We start from the raw sequence: 22,637 nt of genomic DNA on the forward strand, positions 1-22,637 counted from the left end.
CGGGTCAGAAGGCGCGCTCTGCTATCGTCGCTGCGCGCATCGTTTCCAGGGCCCCCACCGCCGCTTCCAGAACGGCGTCTGGCCCTTGGCGTCTGTCCGGCCAGCTTAGATTGATTTCGATGTCAGGCACGACCCCGCGCTTCTCAAGCCGGACCCCGCCGGTGGTGACGAAGTCGGCCCGGCTCAGGGTCAGACGGCCGCCGTCGGGCAGGGGCGTGTCTTGCGAGATGAGCACAGCACCTGCTGTGCGCGAGCCGATCACCAGCGCGCGCCCCGCTTCCTGCAATGCCGCCGGCGTGAGTTCGGCCGCGCTCCTGCTAGTGTCGTCGACCAGCACGGCCACCTGGTGCTGAGCAGTCTCGGTTCGGTCTCCACAGCCCCCCACGGTGCGCAGCACCACCGCCCGTCCGCTGCGCCCCGTTCGGACGGCCCATTCGTGATGGCGGGGAAGGAAGCAGGACAGGACGGCGTCGGCTTCCATCAGCAGTCCGCCAGGATTGCCGCGCAGGTCCAAGATCACATCCGCCCCGGGCGGGGTCAGGGCCAACTCCTTGCCCATCCATTCGCCCAATCCGGCCTCGAACGCTGCGATGCGGAACACGACCGTCCCCGGCCGCGAGCGGTCGGCGACATAGAGCGGCGGCGCGGCCATGGTGCGCGGCGTCAGTTCGACGTGATGAGGCTGTCCGAATTCATCGCTCAGGTCGAGGCGGACGGTGCGGCCCTCTTCGATCCGCACGTCGGCGCCCCAGGGCCGACCGTCGACCGCATTCAAACGCCAGCCCAATTTGACGCCGGCCGCCTCGGCGGGCGATCCCGGTCGAACCCGCTCGATCCGGTAGATGGTTCTGCCGTCTTCGTGATCGCGCCCAATGGTGACGCCCATCACGGCCCGCGACGCGAACCGATCAGCACGCGCCACGCCGGCAGGCGGCAGAACGCCAGCGTGGTCGTCGTCCAGTTGGTCCAGCATGTCGCCTATGACCTCATAAAGGCGGCGATCATCAGGGGCGGCGAGGGCCAGCGGGCGATACGTCGTTCGCGCCGCGCGCCAATCCACGCCGTGAAGCCCTGGATCGTAGTAACTGCGCCGAACCTCATTCCAGACCCGGTCAAAAACGCGCTGGTTCATTCGCGCACGTTCGGCGGTCAGTGCGGCCGCGGCCGTCTCGAGGGTTTGCGCCGGCGCGGCTGGTCCTATGCCGGCGAACACCAGCGCGGCCAAGACCGGGATCAGCGGCCGAAATGAGATCCAAGTGCGCATGACGGCATTAGAGGCCGCCGCGCCCCGTCTTCAAATCACGAATGCGCGGCCTTATGGGTCAATCATGTCAGAGCCCCGCCCCTCCTCCGACTGGCCCGACGCCTCCGCAGCGCTCGCACAGGCGCGGCGCGTGGTCGTCAAGATCGGCTCGGCGCTGCTGGTTCCGCAGGAGGGCGCCGGGGTCGCAGCCCCTTGGTTGAGGTCGCTGGCGGACGATATCGCTGCGCTCCGCGAAGAGCAGCGTCAGGTGATCGTCGTCTCGTCGGGGGCTGTGGCGCTGGGCCGCCGTCGTCTTGGTCTGCAATCCGGGGGCCTAGCCGACAAACAGGCCGCCGCCGCCGTGGGCCAGAGCCTGCTGATGCACGCCTGGGAGGAGGCCCTGAAGCCGCACGACTTGATCGCGGCCCAGGTGCTGCTGACCCGAGACGACACCGAGCGGCGCCCTCGCTGGCTGAACGCCCGCGCCACCATGGAGGCCCTGCTGGCGAACGGCGTCGTGCCGGTGGTCAACGAAAACGACACTGTGGCGACAGAAGAGATTCGCTACGGCGACAATGACCGTCTGGCCGCGCGAGCCGCGCAGTTGACGCGAGCCGACCTTCTGGTGCTCCTCTCCGACGTGGACGGCCTGTACAGCGCGGATCCACGCCGCCATCCAGCAGCCGCGCATCGTCCCCTGGTCGAAGCCCTGACGCCCGAGATCATTGCATCGGCGGGCGGGGCGAACTCGGCGGCCGGCGTCGGCACGGGCGGCATGGCGACCAAGCTGATGGCGGCGCAGATCGCTCGTTCGGCGGGTTGCGCCACCGTCATAGCGTCGGGCGCTGTTCTGCGACCTTTAACGGCCGTACGAGAGGGCGCGCGCGCCACCCTGATCACGGCGCCGGATGGCCCTATGGCGGCGTGGAAGCAATGGATCGCCGGCACCTTGGCGCCCGCTGGGACCCTGAAGCTGGACGCCGGCGCCGCGCGGGCGCTGGCGGGAGGCAAAAGCCTGCTGCCCATCGGCGTGACCGATGTCACAGGCTCTTTCGAGAAGGGCGATTGCGTACGCCTGGTCGGACCTGACGGCGGGCTGGGCGTCGGCCTGACAGCCTACGACGCCGCCGCGGCGGTTCTGCTCGCTGGACGACGCAGCGAAGACATCGAGGCGGTGCTCGGCTATCGCGGGCCGACAGCTCTCGTGCACCGAGACGACATGGTGCTGGACGGATGACGACCTTGGAACATAGCCTGCTGGACATGGGCCGCCGGGCGCGCGCGGCGTCCCGCGCCCTGGCGGAGGCGCCCGCCCCCGCGCGAGACGCCGCCCTTGCCGCGCTGGCGTCGGCATTTCACGCGTCGGCTGTCGACATCCTGGAGGCGAACGCTCGAGACGTCGCCGCCGCGCGAGATGCAGGCATGACTGAAGCTCTGATCGACCGCCTCACTCTGACCCCGGCTAGGGTAGAAGCTATGGCGGACGCCGTCGCCTCAATCGCCTCCCAGCCCGATCCGCTCGGGGCCGAGATAGCGCGCTGGACCCCCGCCAACGGTCTGGACATAGCGCGCGTGCGCGTGCCGATTGGCGTGCTGGGCGTAATCTACGAAAGCCGCCCTAACGTCACCGCAGACGCCGCCGCCCTGTGCATTCGCTCCGGCAACGCGGCGATCCTGCGCTGCGGCTCGGACTGCCTGAGTTCGTCACAGGCCATCGCCGCAGTGGTCGCTTCTGCGCTGGAGGGAGCCGGCTTGCCGGCCGACGCGGTTCAGCTGATCCACACTCCTGACCGCGACGCCGTCGGCTGGCTGCTGTCGGGGCTGGAGGGGACCATCGACCTGCTGATCCCGCGCGGCGGAACAAGTCTGGTCGCCCGCGTCCAGGCCGAGGCTCGCGCCCCGGTGTTGGGGCACCTCGAGGGCCTGTGCCACACCTATCTGCACGCCTCGGCCGATCTGGAGACGGCGCGCCGCATCGTGCTGAACGCCAAGATGCGCCGCGTCTCGGTGTGCGGCGCGACCGAGACATTGCTGGTGGACGCCGAGGCCGCCGAACGCCTGTTGCCGCCCGTTGCGGCCGACCTGATCGCCGCCGGCTGCGAACTGCGCGGCGACGCGGCCGCCCGCACGCTGGTCCCGGACATGACGCAAGCCGTCGAGGCCGACTGGACGACCGAATATCTCGCGCCGATTCTGGCCGTCCGGGTGGTCGATGGGCTGGACGGCGCGGTGGACCACATCCGCCGCTACGGCTCGGGCCACACCGAGGCCATCGTGGCGACCGACCCGGAGGCCGCACAGGCCTTCGCCGCGCGGGTGGACAGCGCCATTGTCCTGATCAACGCCTCGACCCAGTTCGCCGACGGCGGCGAGTTCGGCTTCGGCGGCGAGATCGGCATCTCCACCGCCCGCCTGCACGCCCGCGGCCCGGTGGGCGCCGAACAGCTGACGACCTACAAGTACGTCGTGCGTGGCGAGGGTCAGGTCAGACCCTGACCCTCATCCAACCGGCCCCAACCAGCCCGAAGGTCATTAGGCCAAAAACGCAGGCTTACGCTCTGCCTTCCGGCAGAGCGTAAGCGATCACGTAGTCGCCCTCCGGCGTCTCCATGAAGTGATGGCCGCCCGCCATGATGACCAGATACTCGCGGCCGTTCTGCTCATAGATCATCGGATTGGCCTGTCCGCCCGCCGGCAGGACATCGGACCACACCGTTTCGCCCGTCTCGATGTCGATGGCGCGGATCAGGTCGTCCGTGGCGGCGGCGATGAAGATCAGCCCGCCCGCCGTGACCACCGCGCCGCCGTTGTTCGGCGTGCCGATCTCCAGCGGGAGCATCGACGGGATGCCGAACGGGCCGTTCTTGCGCGCCGTGCCGAACGGCCGGTCCCAGAAGGTCCGGCCGGTGCGCAGGTCCAGCGCCCGGATGCCGCCATAGGGCGGCTGCTTGCACAGCAGGCCGGTAAAGGGCACGCGCCAGCCGGCGTTGACGTCGATGGCGTAGGGCACGCCGATTTGCGGATCGCCCGCGCCCTCGGCGCCGCCCTTGGCCTGATATCGCGGGTCGTCGCGGGGGAACCACCCGCGGCGGTCGGCCTCGGCGCGCGGGACCAGACGGTTGTGGTTAGGCATGTCGTTATAGTTGGCCACGATCACGCCGCGCGTCGGATCGACGGCGATGCCGCCCCAGTCCGAACCGCCGTTGTAGCCCGGGTACTGAATCCAGTACCGGTCCGCCGTCGGCGGGGTGAAGTAGCCCTGATAGGCCGCGCGCTTGAACTGGATGCGGCAGAACATCTGGTCGATGGGCGACATGCCCCACATGTCGCGCTCGGTCAGGTCAGGCTTGCGCAGGGTGTGGAACAGCGAGAACGGCTGGGTCGGCGTGCGTTCCGACGGCTCCACGCCGCCCTGGGCCACCGGGCGCTCTTCGACGCCGTGCAGCGGCTGTCCGGTCCGGCGGTCCAGGATGTAGATGTCGCCCTGTTTCGACGGCAGGATCACGGCCGGAACCACGCCGCCGGAAGTCGGCATGTCCACCAGCGTCGCCTGCGACCCCAGGTCGTAGTCCCAGACGTCCTTGTAGACCGTCTGGAAATGCCAGCGAGGCTTGCCCGTGGTCACGTCCAGCGCCACCAGGGCGGTCGAATATTCGTTCTCGGCCGGGCGACGCAGACCCGAATAGTAGTCCGCCGCCGAGTTGCCCATCGGCAGGTAGACCAGGCCGAGCGCCTCGTCGCCCGTCGCCATGGTCCACATGTTCGGCGTGCCCGGCGTATAGGTCTGACCCTCGGGCGGCAGGCCGGTCAGGTCGGGCCGCATCATGTCCCAGGCGAAGCGCAGCGCGCCGGTCTCGACGTCGAAGCCCTGGATCACGCCCGAGGCGTTCCAGCGGCGCTGGCCGTCCAACACCTGATGGCCCGTCACGATCACGCCGCGCACCACGACCGGCGGCGAGGTGATCGAAACCATGCCCGGGAAGGGATCGCCCATGCCCTGGGTGATGCTGACCGCGCCGTTGGTCCCGAAGTTCGGGCATGGACGGCCCGTGGCGGCGTCGACGGCGATGATGCGGCCGTCCAGGGTGCCTTCGATCACTTTGGCGGCGCAGGGCCGGGCCGGATCGGCGTTTTCCGTCGCATGGTAGGTCACGCCCCGGCAGGCGGCGGTGTAGGGAATATAGTCGTCGGAGACTTGCGGATCATAGGTCCACTTCTGCTGGCCGGTGACGGCGTCCAGCGCGAACAGCTTGTTGCGGCCCGAGCAGAGATACAGGGTGTCGCCGATCTTCAGCGGCGTCGTTTCGGCTCCGAACCGCTCGCCCGGCAGGTCGCCCGTGCGGAAGGTCCAGGCGCGTTCCAATCGGCTCACATTGGCTTTGGTGATCGTCGCCAGCGGCGAATAGCGTTGAGCGCTCGTGGCGCCGCCATAGGCCGGCCAGTCCGCGCCGGTCCGCGACTCGGCGGGATCGCCCGCGCCGCCCGCGCCAGCGCCGGGCACCGGGCTCATGACGGGATGCCGGTTCGCCTGGGCCACGGCGAACCCGCCGACAAGGCCCAGCACGACGATCGCCGCCAGTCCGCCGAAGGCCAGCTTGCCGCCGCCCCCGTCGCGCTTCAGCGCCGGGAAGCTCAACACCACGAACACCAGCAGAACCAGCGGCGCGACCACGCGGGGGACCAAAGCCCAGCCGTTCAGCCCGACTTCCCAGAAGGCCCAGGCCAGGGTGCCGATGAAAATCAGGATGTAGAGCCAGGCGCCCGACGGCCTCAACGCCGCCAGCAGCGCGCCCGAGATCACCATCAGCACGCCGGTCACGATGTAGTAGGGCGAACCGCCGGCTGCGATCAGCATTCCGCCACCGACCGTCAGCACCAGGCCGATCAGGGCGATCACCAGTCCCAGCAGCCGGACCAATACACTGCCCGGTCCCCTGCCCCGCTCGATGGACGCCATGGCTTTCCCCCTCCGCAAACGCGCCGCCATTGCACGCAATGCGGCGGTCCGGGGTGCGTTCCGACGGAAGCGCATTTTCCTGCGCCTGACCGATTCGCCGCGTCGCGCGTTCAGCCGCCATGCGCGGTGAACTCGAGACCTATCAGAAGAAGCGGAACTTCACGGCCACCCCCGAGCCGAAGGGCAGGAAGGTGCGCGGCAAGTCCAAGGCGCTGCGCTATCTGATCCAGCGCCACGCGGCCACGCGCCTGCACTACGACTTCCGCATCGAGCACGATGGCGTCCTGAAATCCTGGGCGGTGACCAAGGCGCCGTCGCGCGACCCCGCCGTCAAACGCCTGGCCGTCGAGGTCGAGGATCATCCGCTCGACTACGGCGGCTTCGAGGGCACCATCCCTTCCGGCAACTACGGCGCCGGCACGGTGCAGATGTGGGACGAAGGGCGCTGGACGCCCCAGGACGAGGACCTGGACGCCGCCTTCAAAAAGGGCGTCCTGAAGCTGTCGCTCGAAGGTGAAAGGCTAAAGGGCGGCTGGGCGCTGATCCGTCTGAAGTCCGATCGCGGCAAGCCGTCCAAGCGCGCCAACTGGCTGCTCATCAAGGAAAAGGACGAACACGCCGTGGAGGGCGAAGGGGACGCCCTCGCCGAGATCGACGCCTCGGTGACGACCGGCCGCAGCCTGGCCGAGATCGCGGACGGCTCCAAACAGTGGACCGCCTCCAAGCCGACGGGCCGCAAGGCGCCGCCCAAGCCGAAACCGTCCAAGGCTCAGACGTCCACCGCTCGCAAACCGCACGCCTTCGTGCCGATCCAGTTCGCCAAGGTCGTGGACCATCCGCCCGGCGCGGCGGGCTGGGTGCACGAGATCAAGTTCGACGGCTACCGCATCCAGATCGCGCCCGGCGGTGGCAAGGCGACCCTGCGCACGCGCAACGGCCTGGACTGGACCGATCGCTTCCTGGCCCTCTCCGAACAGGCGGCCGCCTGGCCCGACGCTGTGATCGACGGCGAGCTTTGCGCGCTGGACGGCGACCATATGCCCGACTTCTCGGCGCTGCAGACGGCGATCTCGGAAGGGAAGACCGACGACCTGATCTACTTCGCCTTCGATCTTCTGTTCGAGGGCGGCGAGGATCTGCGCGCTCTGCCCCTGTCGCATCGCAAGGCGCGGCTTCAGGCCTATGTCGACCGGGTGGCCGAGTCCGGCCCGAACCTGCGCTTCGTCGACCATTTCGCCTCGTCCGGCGAAGCGGTGCTCAAGAGCGCGTGTCGCATGGATCTGGAAGGCGTCATCTCCAAGAAGCTGGACGCGCCCTACGCCGCCGGCCGGTCTTCGACCTGGGTCAAATCGAAGTGCCGGGGGCGCGACGAGGTGGTCATCGGCGGCTGGTCGTCCGAGGGCGGCGCGCGGTTCCGGTCCCTTCTGGTCGGGGTCAAGGACAAGGGCGGCCTGCGTTACATGGGTCGCGTCGGGACGGGCTATTCCCAGGCGCTGCTTAAGACCCTGGTCCCCGCGCTCAAGGCGCAGGGCGCGGACAAGAACCCCTTTGTCGGCGCCGGCGCGCCCAAGGGCGGGCGCGATATTCACTGGGTGAAGCCCGTCCTGGTGGCCGAGATCGAACACGCCGGCGTCACCGAGGGCGGCTCGGTGCGCCAGGCCGCCTTCAAGGGCCTGCGCGAGGACAAGCCCGCCAAGGAGGTGACCGCAGAACCTCAGGCTCCGGCGTCGACCACGGCCTCGCCTCCCAAGGCCAAGGCGCGCGGCAAGGACAAGGTCGTGGTGGCGGGCGTGACGATCTCCAGCCCCGACAAGGTGCTGTGGCCCGCGCGCGACGGCCGACCCGCCGTCACCAAGGCTGATCTGGCGCGCTATTACGAGATGGCGGCCGACCGCATCCTGCCGCATGTCGCCGACCGGCCGGTGTCCATTATCCGCGCGCCCGAAGGCATCGAGGGCGAGACCTTCTTCCAGCGCCACGCCATGGCCGGCCACAGCCCGCGTCTGAAGTTGATCGACGTGAAGGAGCGCAAACCCTACGTCGGCGTGGTCGATGTCGGCGGCTTGGTCGCCATCGGCCAGTCCGGCGGGTTGGAGCTTCATCCCTGGGGCTGCCGACCGGACGATCCCGAGACGCCGGACCAGATCACCTTCGATCTGGACCCCGACGAAGGCCTGGACTTCGACGATGTCATAGCCGCGGCCCGGCTGCTGAAGCCGCGCCTGGAGGAACTGGGCCTGACGCCCTTCGTCAAGACGACCGGCGGCAAGGGTCTGCACGTCGTCGTGCCCATCAAGTCCGACGGCCGCAGTCGTGTCGAATGGGATCAGGCCAAGGCCTTCGCCAGGGCGGTGTCGGAGGCGCTGAAGACTGAACACCCCGACCGTTTCACGACCACCCTGGCCAAAAAGGCGCGCGGCGGGAAGATCTTCCTCGACTATCTGCGCAACGGCCGCATGGCGACCGCAGTCGCGCCCTGGTCGCCCCGCGCCCGGCCGGGCGCGGGCGTCGCCTTCCCGCTGTCCTGGAGTCAGGTGAAGAAGGGCCTCGACCCCGCCGCCTTCACCCTGCACGACGCGGCGGCTCTGCTCAAGAAGCCGGATCCGTGGAAGGACTTCCGCAAGGCCGAGGCCAGCCTGAGGCCTGCCATGCGGGTCTTTCAGAAGAGCTAGGGCGCCAGTTTAGGGCAGCCGGCCTGTCAGTTCCCGTCCCTGACGACGGATAGCCAGCTCGGACCCCCTTTCCGCCCGCGCCAGGTCTTGAATCGTCGCGACCGGGCGCCCGTCTATGGCGCGAACGAGGTCTCCGGGTCGCAGAGGCGTCTGCGCGCCGGAGATGTCGGTGACGATCACGCCGGTGAGGAAGGGATCGCCCCCGAGACGTTCCGCCAGAGCAGGAGTGAGTTGGACCACGCGCACGCCGGAAAGCCGACCTTGCTGCACTCGCGTGCCGCTTCCCGGCTCGCGATCGCCCGGCAGAGGCGTGACGCGAGCGTTCAGTGTCTGAGATCGTCCGTCGCGCAGCACGGTGACCTGCACCGTGTCGCCGGGGGAACGCGTGCCCACACGATAGTTCAAGCCGCCCTGATCATTCACTTCGCCTCCATCGACCGCAGTGATCACGTCTCCTTCGCGGACGCCGGCTCGCGCTCCCGGACCGTTGGCGTAGATGTCCGTTACGATAATGCCCTGAGGCCGCTCCAAGCCGAGGCTTCGGGCAATCTCGGCCGACACCGTATCGCCCCGGACGCCGAGCCACGGACGCACGACGCTTGACGCCCCGCCAACCGCCGACTCGACCACGCGCCGCACCATTGCGGCGGGCACGGCGAATCCGACGCCGCTTGACGACCCCGAGCGCGAGAAGATGGCCGTGTTGATGCCAATCAGGTCGCCGTCCATGTCCACAAGGGCGCCGCCGGAGTTGCCGGGGTTGATCGCCGCGTCGGTCTGGATGAAGGAACCGGAGTCCGTGATGCCAGTCTCGGTCCGGTTCAGGGCTGAAATGATGCCGTTGGTTACCGTCTGACCCACGCCGAACGGGTTGCCGATCGCCAGAACCAGATCCCCGACCTGCTGCGCTTCCTGATCGTCGATCCGAAGCATGGGCAGATCTCCGCTCACGCCTTCGAGTTGCAACACCGCGATGTCTGACCGCTCGTCGCCCAAGAGCACCCGCGCGGGAAACTCCCGCCGGTCGTTCAGGGTGACCCGGATCTCCTGCATGCCCTGGATCACGTGATTGTTGGTCACGACGATGCCGTCGGGTCGAACAATGACGCCCGACCCGACAGATCCGGTTTGCCGTTGGCCCGGTATGCCCCAGAACGGGTCTCGGACCTGCTGCACCCCGCGAGCTGCGATGTTGACCACGGCGGGGGCGGCCTGTCGCACCACAGGAGCGAAGCTGGCCTTCATGGACCCGGCGTCACGGGGCGCCTGGCGCGGAACCTCCGAGAAGACCCCCTCCTGCGCCTTTGAAGGCTGAGGCTGGCCGCAGGCAGCCAGACCGAGTGCAGCGGCGATGGCGAGATGAGAAGGCTTCATGGTCATCCGTCGATCAGGCGTGAAACAGCGTCGCCATTCCGCTACGCTTTTCCGGCGCGATCAAGGCGACGCGGCGCCTCAAACGGACGTGGCCTCCGCGCGTTCCGCCTGACGTGCAGTGCCCCAGCCGATCCCCGCCGCCATCAGCAGCACGATCGCCGCCAGGTAGAAGGCGAGACCCGGCAGATGGATAGGCGAATCCGCCTCCGTCGAGATGGAATAGATCCAGCCGAAGAACAGCGGCGACAGCACGCCGGCAATGGACGCCACGCTCATGTTCGCCCCCTGCAGCTGACCCTGCTCGTCCTCGCCCACACGCCGCGTCATCAGCGACTGGAGCGTCGGCATGGCCAGGCCCCACAGAGCGTTGGGCAGCATGGCGACGATGAAGGCCACGCCCGTCGGCGCCCAGCCCATCAGGGCGATGCCGACCGTCCCGCCGAACAGGCCGAAGACCATCGTCGCGCGGTCGCCGAACCGCTTTGAGATCGGCCCGACCAGCACGCCCTGGACAATCATGTCCAGCACGCCGACCAGAGCCAGCAGCGCCCCCACCTGCCACGGCCCCCAGCCGTAGCGCAGCCCGGCGTACAGCACGAACACCGCCGAAAAGACGTGGTGGGCGAAGTAGAGCAGGAAGTTCACGACCGCGAGGCCGGCCAGCTCCGCATGCCGCTTCAGCAGCATCATGGCGCCGACCGGATTGGCGCGCCGCCAGCTGAACGTCATGCGCCGCTCGATCGGCAGGCTCTCGGGCAGGATGAACAGGCCGTACAGGAAGGCCACGCCCGACAGGGCCCCCGCCACCCAGAACGGCACGCGCGGGCCGAACTCGCCCAGGAAGCCGCCCATGACCGGCCCCAGCACGAAGCCGCCCGAGAAGGCCGCGCCGATCAGCCCATAGGCCCGTGCCCGCTTCGCCGGCTCGGTGATGTCGGCCATATAGGCGTAGATGGTGGTGAAGCTGGACGAGGTGACGCCTGCGATCAGCCGCCCGACCGCCAGCCACCACAGGTTGGGGGCCAGCGCCATCAGCGCATAATCGACCGCCAGGCCGGCGCAGCTGATCAGGATGACCGGCCGGCGCCCATACTGATCCGACAAGGATCCGATCACCGGCGAGGCCAGGAACTGCGCGCCCGCCCACAAAGCCACGAACACGCCGTTCAGCAGACCGGCGCGCGCGTTGGAGCCGACGAACTCCTCGATCAGATGCGGCAGCACGGGGATGACGATCCCCATGGCGACGATGTCGAGCACGGCCGTGACGAAGATGAAGGCCAGCGCCGCGCGCCGGGCCTTGGGGTGCAGGATGGACATGGCCGCCGGTCTCTAGCTCAGGTCCATCTGCGTCGTCGTCCACAAGATTCTTATGGCTATCGGCCATCGCTTCCCAGTGGATTTGGACCTAAAGACGCCTGGAAACCATCGAAAGGCCTCTCATGCTTCGCACGTCCATCCTCGCTGCCGCCATCGCCGTGATCGCCGCGCCAGCCTGGGCTCAGGACAACCCGTCAGCGGGAGGTTGGACCTTCGGCGCCGGAGCCGCGACCGACAACCGCTCCAAGGATGCCTCCAAATCGAACGGCGAGCCCTATGTGTGGGCTCTCGCGGAATGGAGCAGCGCCGACGGGCTGTTCTATGTGTCGCCTGGCGTCGAGACAATCGAGGCCGGCGGATCAAGGCTCGAGGCGGATTTTACCGCGGGGATCCGCCCCCAGGCGGCCGGCTTCGACCTCGACGTAAGCGCCACGCACAAATGGCGGCTGGGCGCCGACGCCGGCTATGACGACGACTATTGGGAGTTCACGGCCAACGTCTCGCGCGCCATCGGCCCGGCCAAGGCGCGGCTGCAGCTTCAGCACTCGCCCGACGGCGGCGGCTCTACCGAGGCCTGGACCTGGGTCGAGGCGCGGGTGGGCTGGGACTTCACTGACAAGCTGGGCGGCACGGTCGCCATCGGCCGTCGCGAACAGGACAATGCTCCCGACTACACAGGCTGGAATGCGGGCGTGACCTACGCCTTCACACGTGACGTAGAGTTGGACGTTCGCTACCACTCGACCAACATCGACGACATGGGCCGCCAGTACGATGACGCCCTTGTGGCCGGGGTGAGCGTTTATTTCTGAGGCTGCAGTCCCTATCTTGGCCGTATGACTTTTCGTGCCACGACCCTCGAACGCGCCTACCAACTCGCTGAAAGCGGATCCTGCCGCACAGTCGGCGATGTCAAGCAAGCCTTGAAGAACGAAGGCTACGACCGAATTCAGGATTCGCTCTACGGCTCGACGATCACCTCGGCCCTGCGAAAGCGATGCCAGGAATCCTGGGTCGAGCCTCAGGGCGATGCCGAAGCCAAGGCGTCGGAGAACGACGCCGCATGACGCACACGCTCCGGCGATGATTGTCGATCTGCCCGCTTCGGATCCCGAGCAGGTCGCCATGGGCGGCCGGCTCCGACGCTGGCGGACTGAACGCGGGATGGAGCTCGAGGAGCTTAGCCGGCAGATCGGCCTCAGCCCCGCCGAACTCCGCCTCGTCGAGGCGGGTCGGCTGAGGCTGGACAGCGCCCACGTGGAGGCGGCGACGCGCGTGCTTCACCTGCCCGTGTGGGCGCTGAACTCGGACACACCGACCTATTAGTTGGCCGGCGCCGGGCTGGGCGTGGGCACCGTGGGCGGATTGACCGTTGGGAGCTCAGGCCGCGGGAGATCGACATCGACGTTGATCTCGCTGGGCGCGGCCTCCATCGGCGCGGGCACGGAGCCGCGCCAAACCAGGAAGGCGATCACCGCCACGGCGACCACCAAGCCGCCGATGATGAAGGCCAGGGCGCCGCTCCCGCTCTTCTTTTCGGGCGCGGTGGTGTGAACCGTAGTCTGGTGCACGACGCGATCCGGCTCACGGGGCGGCAGGTTGGGATCCGTCATGGGTTAGTTCCCGCCCGGCGCGGCCGGCGCCGACACTTCCGGCAGGCTCACATCCACATCCACCTGCTTGGTCTCGGGCGCACCGCCGCGGGCGAATACGAACCACGCCACAATGGCCACCACGACCAGCAGACCACCGACGATGAAGGCCAGGCCGGCGTTGCCGCCGCCGCTCGAGTTCTCGGCCATAAGGGTTTCTCCTCCCAGTGATTGACGCTGCCGAAACGACAGCGCCGGAATACGGTTCCGCTTGTTCGGGCCGCCCCAGAGACAAGCGGCCTGACTTTGGCCGTCGTGCTGCTTATGTTCTCCTTTCGATTCCGATAGAGACCGCTTTTGACCGACCTGCCTGCTCCCCGCATCTCTGACCTCGCCCGCGCCCGGCCGCCCGCCGGCGAGGGGCAAGACTATCTGTCTGGACTGAATCCGGAGCAGCGGCTGGCGGTCGAGACGACCGAGGGCCCGGTGCTGGTGCTGGCCGGCGCCGGCACGGGCAAGACGCGGGTGCTTACGACCCGGTTGGCGCACATCCTGGCCACAGGCCGCGCACGCCCGTGGGAGCTGCTGGCCGTCACATTCACCAACAAGGCCGCGCGCGAGATGCGCGAGCGGATCACGGCCCTGATCGGCCCCTCGGCAGAGGGCCTGCGGTGGCTGGGCACCTTCCACTCGATCGCCGCGCAGATCCTGCGTCGCCACGCCGAACTGGTGGGGCTGAAATCCAGCTTCACCATTCTGGACACCGACGACCAGGAGCGGCTGCTGAAACAGCTGCTGGAAGCCGCCAACATCGACACAAAGCGCTGGACGCCGCGCTCGCTGGCCGGGCTGATCGACCACTGGAAGAACCGCGGCTGGACGCCCGAGAAGCTGCCGCCCGGCGAGGATTTCGCCAACGGCAAGGGCCAGTCGCTGTACGGCGCCTATCAGGCCCGTCTTCGCGCGCTGAACGCCTGCGACTTCGGCGATCTCTTACTTCACAACCTCACGATCCTGTCGCAACACGCAGATCTGGCTGAGGAATATCGGCGGCGGTTCAAATACATTCTGGTGGACGAGTATCAGGACACCAACGTCGCCCAATATCTGTGGCTGCGGCTGCTGACCGCGTCCACGGGCAACGTCTGCTGCGTCGGGGACGACGACCAGTCCATCTACGGCTGGCGCGGAGCCGAGGTGGACAACATCCTGCGCTTCGAGCGGGACTTTCCGGGCGCCAAGATCGTCAAGCTTGAGCGCAACTACCGCTCGACCAGCCACATCCTGGGCGCCGCCTCCGGCCTGATCGCGGCCAATCGCGACCGATTGGGCAAGACGCTGTGGACCGAGGCCGAGGGCGGCGACAAGGTCCGCGTGCGCGGTCTGTGGGACGGCGACGCCGAGGCGCGGCTGATCGCCGACGAGATAGAGACCGCCCGGAAACAGGGCCGGCGCTACGGCGACATGGCCGTACTGGTGCGCGCCTCGTTCCAGATGCGCGCGTTCGAAGAACGCTTCGTCATGCTGGCGATCCCCTACACCGTCATCGGCGGACCGCGCTTCTTCGAACGCGCCGAGATCCGCGACGCCCATGCCTATCTGCGCTTGGTTCAGTCCGAGGACGACGATCTGGCGTTCGAGCGCATCGTCAATGTGCCCAAGCGCGGCATTGGCGACACCTCGGTGCAGAAAATTCTGCACATCGCCCGCGTCGGCGGCGTCTCGGCCATGACGGCTGTGCGTCAGCTGATCGGCTCCGACGAGCTGCAGGCCCGCACCCGCACCGCCCTGTCGAATTTCGTGCGCGATCTCGACCGCTGGCGCGCTCTGGCCGCCGACACCACCCACTGGCAGCTGCTGGAGACGGTGCTGGAGGAAAGCGGCTACACCGACATGCAGAAGGCCGACCGCACCAGCGGCCAGACCCGGCTCGACAACCTGAAAGAGCTGGTCCAGTCGATGCAGCAGTTCGACACGCTGCAGGCCTATCTGGAACACGTCTCGCTGGTCATGGACCTGGACCGCGGCGAGAGCGCGGATTCCGTGCAGATCATGACCCTGCACGGCGCCAAGGGGCTGGAGTTCCCGCTGGTCTTCCTGCCCGGCTGGGAGGAAGGCGTCTTCCCAAGCCAGCGCTCCATCGACGAGAAGGGCGAAAAGGGTCTGGAGGAGGAACGCCGCCTCGCCTACGTCGGCGTCACCCGCGCCCGCGAGGACGCCCGCATCAGCTTCGCCGCCAACCGTCTGGTCTATGGGCGCTGGACCTCACAGTTGCCCAGCCGCTTCGTCGACGAACTGCCCATCGCAAATGTCGAGGCCCAGTCCGACACCGGCTATTACGGCGCTTCGACCGGCATGAAGGAGGCCAAGAGCCGCTGGGACGAGGCCCCGTCCTTTGGCTCGGGCTATTCATCGCCCGGCTGGAAGCGCGGCCAGGCCTTCGCCTCGGCCCAGACGCCGCGGTCCAGCTCAGGCACGGCCCAGGCCCGGCACACCCTGATCGAGGGGGACGGCCGCCTCGTCGCCACGGCCGATCCCAAGGCCGGCTCGGGATGGAAGCGCGGCGACCGCGTCTTCCATCAGAAGTTCGGCTACGGCGCCGTGCGCGGGGTGGAGGGCAACAAGCTGATCGTCGCCTTCGACAAGGCCGGCGAGAAGAAGGTCATCGACACCTTTGTAGAGAAGCAGTGAACTGCGACCCTGCTACGATCCGCCTCGCTGGGGCCGTGCAAGTCGCGCCGCGAGACTGGAGGTGTCCCATCGTCCTCCGCCCGCCGACTGCACCTCGGAATAGAACTGATCCACCAGGGCCGTGAGCGCCAGGTGCGACCCGTTGGAGCGCGCCTCGTCCAGCACCAGGCCCAGGTCCTTGCGCATCCAGTCGACCGCGAAGCCGAAGTCGAACTCGCCCCGAGCCATGGTGGCCCAGCGGTTGTCCATCTGCCAGCTTTGCGCTGCGCCCTTGGACACGGCGTCATAAACGGCGGTCGGATCAAGCCCGGCCTGCGCGGCGAAGTGCACCGCCTCGGCCAGGCCCTGGACCACGCCGGCGATGCAGATCTGGTTGACCATCTTGGTCAGCTGCCCGGCGCCCGACGGCCCCATGTGCTTGATCGCCTTGGAATAGGCTTCCAGCGCCGGCCGCGCGCGGTCCAGCGCCTCGGCGTCGCCGCCGGCCATGACGCTGAGCTGGCCGTTCTCAGCGCCGGCCTGACCGCCGGAAACCGGCGCATCGATGAAATGCCGACCGCCTTCGCCGGCCCGCCCGGCCATTTCGCGCGCGATCTTGGCCGAGGTCGTGGTGTGATCGACGATCACTGCCCCGCTCGCCAGCGCCGGCAGGGCCTGCTCCACCACGTCGCGGACGTCGTCGTCGTTGCCCACGCACAGGATGAACAACTCGGCGCCATCGGCCGCGTCCGCCACCGTCCCGGCGAAACGCCCGCCGGTCGCCTCGGACCAGGCACGCGACTTCTCAGGCGATCGATTGAACCCGTCGACGTCGTGGCCCGCCGTCACCAGGCGCCGCGCCATCGGCGCACCCATGACGCCCAGGCCTGCGAAACCGATCTTCATGTTGACCCCTTCTCTGGCGAAGCAACGCGGCCGTAGGCTCCGCGGAAATAGATCAGGGCGTCGCCGCACTCGGTGGTTTCATAGGCGCCGACCCTTCCGACGATGATCAGGTGATCGCCCATCGGAATGCGCTCGTACGTCAGACAGTCCAGCCGGGTCAGGGCGTTCTTCAGGCGCGGCGGCGCGGGATCTCCGACTTCGAACTCGTCTTCCGACAGGCGGCAGACTCCCCAGGCGAACCGGTCCGACATCTCGCGGTCTTCGACGGGCAGCACATGGACGGCAAAGCGTTCAGCGCCGGCGAAGGCGTCATGGCGGTCAGAGGCCACATCGAGGCACCACAGGATCAGCGGCGGGTCCAGCGAGACCGAGGTGAAGGAGTTCACAGTGATGCCGAACGGCCCCTCAGCCGTATGGGCGGTGACCACGCAGACGCCGGTGGCGAAACCGCCCAGCGCCCGGCGATAGGCGCGCACGTCAAAGGGGGCGGTCTGATCGTCGGTCACCTGCCGCACCTAGGCCGTCGCCGCCGGCTCGGCAAGCCGTCCGCCGTCCTGTTTTGAAACCCATCCTTAAGGCGGGCGTGGGATCAGGGTTTACGGATATTTCTTACGCTAGGGTCGCCCATGTCGGTCTCTGACCGTCCCATCATGATCAAGAAGGTCAAGAAGGTGGCCGGGCACGGCCACCATGGCGGCGCGTGGAAGGTGGCCTATGCGGACTTCGTGACCGCGATGATGGCTTTCTTCCTGCTGATGTGGCTGATTAACACCACCGATCCGGAGCAGAAGCGCGGCATCGCCGAATACTTCGCCCCCGCTAGCGTCAGCCAGACAACGTCCGGGTCGGGCGGCATTCTGGGCGGCACGGCGCTGGGCGACGCCGGCGCCAAGGGCGCGGGCTCCATGTCGGTGTTCAGCCAGCTGGCGCCGGAGGCCCCCCCGGACGCGCCGCCGGACGCTGGTCAGAGCTCCAACCTCGCCGCCGCCTCGGAGCAGGATCTGCGTGACGAGATCGCACGCCGCGAGGCCGCCGACTTCGCCTCGGCCGCGGAATCGCTGCGCCAAGCCATGCAGTCCATGCCCGAGCTGGCCGAGCTGTCGAAACAACTGATCATCGATCAGACACCCGAGGGTCTGCGCATCCAGTTGGTCGATCAGGAAGGGCGCTCGATGTTCGACATGAACTCGGCCCGGCCCAACGCGCGCGCTCAGCTGCTGCTACGGGCGGTTGCGCGAGTGGTCAATCAGCTGCCGAACCGCATCTCGGTCACCGGTCACACCTCCGCCGTCGCCGGCTCGAGCCGAGCCTCCGCCCCCGGAGACTGGCCGCTGTCGGCCCAGCGCGCGGATGCGTCTCGCCAGATTCTTCAAGGCGCGGGCGTGGATCCGGACCGCGTGTATCAGGTGTCCGGCAAGGCGGGGTCCGACCCGCTGTACCCCGACGACCCGAGCCTGGCCGGCAATCGCCGCATCGCCATCGTGCTGCTGCGCGAGGCGCCGGTTCTGCCGCGCGACACCAGCCTGTGAGCCTGCTCCGCAAGACTGGCGAGCCCCCGCCCCCTTGCGGCGCGGCGCGGCCTGACGCCTAATCCGGCCATGATTAACGCGCGGCCACACTGTCGGCGAAATGGAATGCGGAAGCTGCGCCCGTGACCCAGCACGTTCCCAGCCGCCAGCTTCGCTTCTTCATGACCGCGGCCGCGCCTTGCCCGTATCTCCCGGGTCAGTTCGAGCGCAAGGTGTTCGCCAACCTGCCCTTCCACGACGGCCCGCACGTCAACGACCAGCTGACCAACGCCGGGTTCCGCCGCAGCCAGAACATCGCCTATCGCCCCGCCTGCGAAACCTGCGACGCCTGTGTCTCGGTGCGGCTGCCCGTGGCTGACTTCGCCTTTTCGCGCTCGCAGCGCCGGGTGCTGGCGCGCAACGCCGATCTGTCGCGCGACCTGGTCGAGGCCGAGGCGACGGTCGAACAGTACGAACTGCTGCGTCGCTATCTGCACGCCCGCCACCCCGAGGGTGGAATGAGCGAGATGGGCTGGCTGGACTATGTCGCCATGGTCGAGGACACGGCTGTGCGAACGCATCTGATCGAATATCGCCTGCCTTCGCCGGACGGCGGACCAGGCGATCTGGCGGGCGTGTGCCTGACCGATCTGCTCGGGGACGGCTTGTCGATGGTGTACAGCTTCTTCGACCCAGCGCTGGAGGCGCGCAGCCCCGGCCGCTTCGCCATCCTGGACCATGTGCGCCAGGCGGCCACGGTCGGCCTGCCCTATGTCTATCTGGGCTATTGGGTCCAGGGCTCGATGAAGATGGACTACAAGGCCGCCTTCAGACCGCTTGAGGCCCTGCGGCCCCTGGGCTGGCAGCGTCTGCCCTAGCCCTTCTCACGCATCAGCCGCGCCTTGTCGCGCTGCCAGTCGCGGGCCGCTTCGGTCTCGCGTTTGTCGTGGTTCTTCTTGCCCTTAGCGAGCGCGATCTCGAGCTTGGCCTTGCCGGACTCGTTCAGATACAGCCGCACCGGAATGATGGTCCGGCCCTCGCGCTGGACCGCGCCGATCAGCTTGTCGATCTGCTTCCTGTGCAGCAGCAGCTTGCGGTGCCGCCGAGGCTCGTGATTGAAGCGGTTGGCCTGTTTGTAGGGCGGGATGTCGGCGTTCACGAGCACGATCTCGCGTCCCTCCACCGCCGCATAGCTCTCGGCGATGTTGGCCCGGCCGTCGCGCAGCGCCTTGATCTCGGTGCCCAGCAGTTGGATGCCGGCCTCGAGGTTGTCTTCCAGGAAGTAGTCGAAGCGCGCGCGTCGGTTCTCGGCGATCGTCTTGGACTTAGGTTTCTCGGCGGCCATCAGCCCACCACGCCAGCGTCAGCCATGGCGCGCTCAATGTCGGGACGCACGGCCTCGCGCGTCGGCGCCAGCGGCAGACGCACCTCTTCGCCGCACAGGCCCAGCCGCGAAAGGGCGAACTTGGTCGGCGACGGGCTGTTGTCCAGGAACAGCCCCTTGTGCAGGCCGATCAGCCGATCCTGCCAGGTGCGGGCCAAGGCCAGGTCGCCGGCCTGAAGCGCGTCATACAGCGCCACCATGCCTTCCGGCGCGACATTGGACGTGACCGAGATCACGCCGTGGCCGCCTTGGGCCAGATACCCCAGCCAGCTTGGGTCATCGCCTGAAATCAGGGCGAAGTCAGAGGCGACGTAGTTGTGCATCCAGCTGACGCGACCCAGGTCGCCAGTCGCGTCCTTGATCCCGACGACATTGGGGTGATCGGCCAGCGCGGCCACGGTCTCATTGGCCAGGTCCACACCCGTCCGCCCCGGTACATTGTAAAGCAGCATGGGAATCTGAACGGCGTCGGCCACGGCGCGGAAGTGCGCCTCCAGCCCCGCCTGCGAGGGCCGATTGTAATAGGGCGTCACGACCAGCGTGCCGTCCGCCCCCGCCGTCTTGGCGAAGCGGGCCAGGTCGATGGCCTTGTCGGTCGCCGAGGCGCCGGCGCCGGCGATGACCCGAACCCGACCGGCGGCGACCGTGACGCAGCGCTCCACGACCCTCTTGTGCTCATCCAGCGTCAGGCTGGCGCTCTCGCCGGTGGTGCCCATCGGCACGACGCCGTGCACGCCGGCGGCGATCTGACGCTCCAGCAGGCGATCGAACGCCGCCTCGTCCACATTTCCATCACGAAGAGGTGTGATCAGGGCGGTGATCACGCCCTTGAACAAGGGTGCCGTCATTTGGGAACTAGATGCCTGCGCGCGAACTGGCGTGGGGACGCCGTTTTCAAGACGGGAAAGGGTAGGTCGCCGACCCGCCCGCCGCAACCGGGATGAATGAGGATCAAGCTTATCATGACAGCGACCACCCTGGCCGCCGCCCTGGCGATTCTCTCGTCGACGCCTGCTGACCAGACCGGCTCACTCAACAGCCAGGCCACGCCCTATGCGCAGTCCGCGACCGCCGGCTCGGTGATTTCGGCGCAGGACGCCGCCCTGTTTCGCCAGGGTCTGACGCAGGCGCGCGCCCGCGACGTTATCGGCGCCCAGGCCACCATGGCTCAGATCGGCGATCCGACGACGCGCAAGCTGGTCGAATGGGCCCTGATCGACACGTCCGCAGCTCAGCTGTCCTACGCCGAACTGGCTCAGGCGGCTCAGGCCTATGGCGATTGGCCGCGCAGCGACAGCCGCATGGCCGCCACCGAACGGGCGCTGGACCGCGCAGGCGCCGGCTCCGATGCAGCGCTCGCCCTGTTCCGCGACACGGCCCCAACGACGGCCGAGGGGATGATCGCCTTGGCCTCGGCCATGGATCAGCGCGGCCGTCGCGAAGAGGCCCGCGCCCTGGTTCGCGACTGGTGGCGCACGCGGTCCTTCGAGGAGGCGCAGCAGACCCGCGTGCTGACGCAGTTCGGTGGATGGCTGACTCAGGACGATCACGTCACGCGGCTGAACATGCTGTTGCTGGGGCCGCATGGTCCGGCCACGCGCGCCGTGATCGCCATGGCGCCCGCCGACCGCCAGGCTGTGGCGAACGCCGTGCTGGCGCTTCGCACCGCCTATTCCCCCGACGCCATCGTGGCCGGCCTGACGCCTGCCCAGGCGACGGATCCGGCCGTGGCTCTGGAGCGCGTGCGGCTGCTGCGTTCGGCCGGTCGTCAGTCAGAGGGATTCGCCCTTCTGTCCGCCCTGCCCTCGGCGCCCAGCCATTCGGAGGGCCAGAACACGCTGTGGAGCGAACGGCGCAACTACTTCCTCGACGCCTTGCAAGCCCGCAACTGGCGCGCCGCCTACGACGCCTTCAACGGCCATGGCTTCCCCGGCGGCGACCGCATGGTGGACGGCGAGTTCTTCGCCGGCTGGGTGGCCCTGACCAAGCTGAACGATCCGGGGGCGGCGGCGCGGCATTTCGAGAACCTGCGCCAGGCCTCATCGACGCCGATCACTCAGGGTCGCGCCCTCTACTGGCTGGGCCGCGCGGCCGAGGCGCGCAATGACCAGGCCGCGGCGCAAGGCTTCTATCGCGCGGGCGCCGAGCACATTCAGACCTTCTACGGCCAGCTGGCGGCGGAAAAGGCCGGGATGACCACCCTGACCCTGCCCGGCGAACCGGACCCGATGGACAGCGACATCGCCCGCTTCGAGAACAACGAGGTCGTGCGCGCCACCCGCATCCTGGCTCAGTCGGGCGAGCAGGCGCTGGTCCGGGTCTTTGCCTATCACCTGGACGACCGGCTTGAGCGCCCGTCGGACCTGGCCCAGCTGATGGATCTGGTTCGGCTGTCGGGCGATCAGTTCGGCTCGATGATGGTGGGCCGGGCCGCCAGCCAGCGCGGCTTCCTGCTGCCCGAGCGCCAGTATCCCCTGCGCCTGCCGCCCCCCGTCCAGGGCGCGGCGCCGGTCGAATTCAGCCTGGCCATCACTCGCCAGGAATCGAGCTTCGATCCCATGGCGCGCTCCAGCGCCGACGCGCGCGGCATGATGCAGTTCCTGCCGGCCACGGCGCAGGCGGTCGCGCGGCGCATGGGCCTGTCCTATTCGGCCGACCGACTGTGGGACCCGGACTACAACATGACGCTGGGCAGCTATCACCTGGCCGAGCTGACCAATAATTTCGGCGGCTCGATGCTGCTGGCCACGGTAGGCTACAACGCCGGGCCGGGCCGGGCGCGTGACTGGCCCATCCGTTGCGGCGATCCGCGTGGCGGCGCCAACGGCGTCGACCCCATCGACTTCATCGAATGCGCGCCTTTCACCGAGACGCGCAACTACATGATGCGGGTGATGGAGAACATGCAGGTCTATCGCGCCCGCCTGAACGGCGGCTCGGCCCCTCTGACCCTGTCGAGCGATCTGTCGCGCGGCGCCTCGCCCAACGCCGGGCCTCAACCCTATCAGTAA

At 68.2% G+C, this 22,637-nt stretch carries 20 protein-coding genes; 10 read left to right on the top strand and 10 right to left on the bottom strand.

Annotation, left to right across the window (positions count from 1 at the left end; genetic code table 11):
• Positions 1-4 precede the first annotated feature (4 nt).
• Positions 5-1,264 carry a S41 family peptidase gene (locus E4M01_RS10820; protein ID WP_135064866.1) on the bottom strand — a complete coding sequence of 420 codons (1,260 nt, stop codon included), beginning with the start codon at positions 1,262-1,264 and terminating at the stop codon, positions 5-7.
• Positions 1,265-1,328: 64 nt separating this feature from the next.
• Between E4M01_RS10820 and proB the strand changes: the two genes are divergently transcribed.
• Complete coding sequence (proB, locus tag E4M01_RS10825) at positions 1,329-2,480, top strand: glutamate 5-kinase (RefSeq protein ID WP_135064863.1); 1,152 nt, start codon at positions 1,329-1,331, stop codon at positions 2,478-2,480.
• A complete protein-coding gene (locus tag E4M01_RS10830) occupies positions 2,477-3,739 on the top strand; it encodes a glutamate-5-semialdehyde dehydrogenase (protein ID WP_135064860.1) in 1,263 nt (420 codons plus the stop codon). Before proB ends, E4M01_RS10830 begins: the two co-directional genes overlap by 4 nt.
• 55 nt (positions 3,740-3,794) lie before the next feature.
• Here the strand turns inward: E4M01_RS10830 and E4M01_RS10835 are convergent, their stop codons facing one another.
• Complete coding sequence (locus tag E4M01_RS10835) at positions 3,795-6,200, bottom strand: membrane-bound PQQ-dependent dehydrogenase, glucose/quinate/shikimate family (protein ID WP_135064857.1); 2,406 nt, start codon at positions 6,198-6,200, stop codon at positions 3,795-3,797.
• A gap of 119 nt (positions 6,201-6,319) precedes the next feature.
• Here E4M01_RS10835 and ligD point away from each other — a divergent pair, with 119 nt between their 5' ends.
• The gene (ligD, locus tag E4M01_RS10840) at positions 6,320-8,872 is read left to right on the top strand and encodes a DNA ligase D (RefSeq protein ID WP_135064854.1); all 2,553 of its coding nucleotides are present in this window, start codon (positions 6,320-6,322) and stop codon (positions 8,870-8,872) included.
• 9 nt (positions 8,873-8,881) lie between these two features.
• On the opposite strand, the gene E4M01_RS10845 is transcribed toward ligD, so the two are convergent.
• Together E4M01_RS10845 and E4M01_RS10850 are read right to left on the bottom strand one after the other, a co-directional pair.
• On the bottom strand, positions 8,882-10,246 hold the full coding sequence (locus E4M01_RS10845; RefSeq protein ID WP_135064851.1) for a trypsin-like peptidase domain-containing protein: 1,365 nt from the start codon (positions 10,244-10,246) through the stop codon (positions 8,882-8,884).
• 78 nt (positions 10,247-10,324) lie between these two features.
• A complete protein-coding gene (locus E4M01_RS10850) occupies positions 10,325-11,566 on the bottom strand; it encodes a TCR/Tet family MFS transporter (RefSeq protein ID WP_135064848.1) in 1,242 nt (413 codons plus the stop codon).
• 122 nt (positions 11,567-11,688) lie between these two features.
• Between E4M01_RS10850 and E4M01_RS10855 the strand changes: the two genes are divergently transcribed.
• From E4M01_RS10855 to E4M01_RS10865, 3 genes are all read left to right on the top strand, one after another.
• A complete protein-coding gene (locus E4M01_RS10855; RefSeq protein ID WP_135064845.1) occupies positions 11,689-12,378 on the top strand; it encodes a porin in 690 nt (229 codons plus the stop codon).
• 111 nt (positions 12,379-12,489) lie between these two features.
• Positions 12,490-12,633, top strand: coding sequence for a hypothetical protein (locus E4M01_RS14565; RefSeq protein WP_245158294.1), 144 nt, complete (start codon positions 12,490-12,492; stop codon positions 12,631-12,633).
• 16 nt (positions 12,634-12,649) lie between these two features.
• The gene (locus tag E4M01_RS10865) at positions 12,650-12,892 is read left to right on the top strand and encodes a helix-turn-helix domain-containing protein (protein ID WP_135064840.1); all 243 of its coding nucleotides are present in this window, start codon (positions 12,650-12,652) and stop codon (positions 12,890-12,892) included.
• Here E4M01_RS10865 and E4M01_RS10870 read toward each other — a convergent pair.
• Together E4M01_RS10870 and E4M01_RS10875 are read right to left on the bottom strand one after the other, a co-directional pair.
• A complete protein-coding gene (locus tag E4M01_RS10870; RefSeq protein ID WP_245158293.1) occupies positions 12,889-13,179 on the bottom strand; it encodes a hypothetical protein in 291 nt (96 codons plus the stop codon). The genes E4M01_RS10865 and E4M01_RS10870 overlap by 4 nt on opposite strands.
• Before the next feature lie 3 nt (positions 13,180-13,182).
• Positions 13,183-13,368: a hypothetical protein gene (locus tag E4M01_RS10875; RefSeq protein ID WP_135064837.1), complete on the bottom strand. Its 186-nt coding sequence runs from the start codon at positions 13,366-13,368 to the stop codon at positions 13,183-13,185.
• 147 nt (positions 13,369-13,515) lie between these two features.
• On the opposite strand from E4M01_RS10875, the gene E4M01_RS10880 reads away from it, so the two are divergent.
• Positions 13,516-15,849, top strand: a complete 2,334-nt coding sequence (locus E4M01_RS10880) for an ATP-dependent helicase (RefSeq protein WP_135064834.1) — start codon at positions 13,516-13,518, stop codon at positions 15,847-15,849.
• A gap of 12 nt (positions 15,850-15,861) precedes the next feature.
• Here E4M01_RS10880 and E4M01_RS10885 read toward each other — a convergent pair whose 3' ends face one another.
• Positions 15,862-16,734 (bottom strand): NAD(P)-dependent oxidoreductase, encoded by an 873-nt coding sequence (locus E4M01_RS10885; RefSeq protein WP_135064831.1) that lies wholly within the window; start codon positions 16,732-16,734, stop codon positions 15,862-15,864.
• Entirely contained in the window at positions 16,731-17,240 is a 510-nt protein-coding gene (locus E4M01_RS10890) for a flavin reductase family protein (RefSeq protein ID WP_245158292.1), read from the bottom strand. The genes E4M01_RS10885 and E4M01_RS10890 overlap by 4 nt, the downstream gene beginning before the upstream one ends.
• A gap of 120 nt (positions 17,241-17,360) precedes the next feature.
• Between E4M01_RS10890 and E4M01_RS10895 the strand changes: the two genes are divergently transcribed.
• Both E4M01_RS10895 and E4M01_RS10900 read left to right on the top strand, forming a co-directional pair.
• Positions 17,361-18,263, top strand: coding sequence for a flagellar motor protein MotB (locus E4M01_RS10895; protein WP_135064825.1), 903 nt, complete (start codon positions 17,361-17,363; stop codon positions 18,261-18,263).
• Positions 18,264-18,385: 122 nt separating this feature from the next.
• A complete protein-coding gene (locus E4M01_RS10900; protein WP_135064822.1) occupies positions 18,386-19,120 on the top strand; it encodes an arginyltransferase in 735 nt (244 codons plus the stop codon).
• On the opposite strand, the gene smpB is transcribed toward E4M01_RS10900, so the two are convergent.
• Together smpB and dapA are read right to left on the bottom strand one after the other, a co-directional pair.
• A complete protein-coding gene (gene smpB, locus E4M01_RS10905; protein ID WP_135064819.1) occupies positions 19,117-19,587 on the bottom strand; it encodes an SsrA-binding protein SmpB in 471 nt (156 codons plus the stop codon). The genes E4M01_RS10900 and smpB overlap by 4 nt on opposite strands.
• Positions 19,587-20,474, bottom strand: coding sequence for a 4-hydroxy-tetrahydrodipicolinate synthase (dapA, locus tag E4M01_RS10910; RefSeq protein ID WP_135064817.1), 888 nt, complete (start codon positions 20,472-20,474; stop codon positions 19,587-19,589). Before dapA ends, smpB begins: the two co-directional genes overlap by 1 nt.
• A 114-nt stretch (positions 20,475-20,588) precedes the next feature.
• Between dapA and E4M01_RS10915 the strand changes: the two genes are divergently transcribed.
• Complete coding sequence (locus E4M01_RS10915) at positions 20,589-22,637, top strand: lytic transglycosylase domain-containing protein (RefSeq protein WP_245158291.1); 2,049 nt, start codon at positions 20,589-20,591, stop codon at positions 22,635-22,637.

The sequence above is a fragment of the Brevundimonas sp. MF30-B genome (assembly GCF_004683885.1).
Lineage (GTDB): Bacteria > Pseudomonadota > Alphaproteobacteria > Caulobacterales > Caulobacteraceae > Brevundimonas.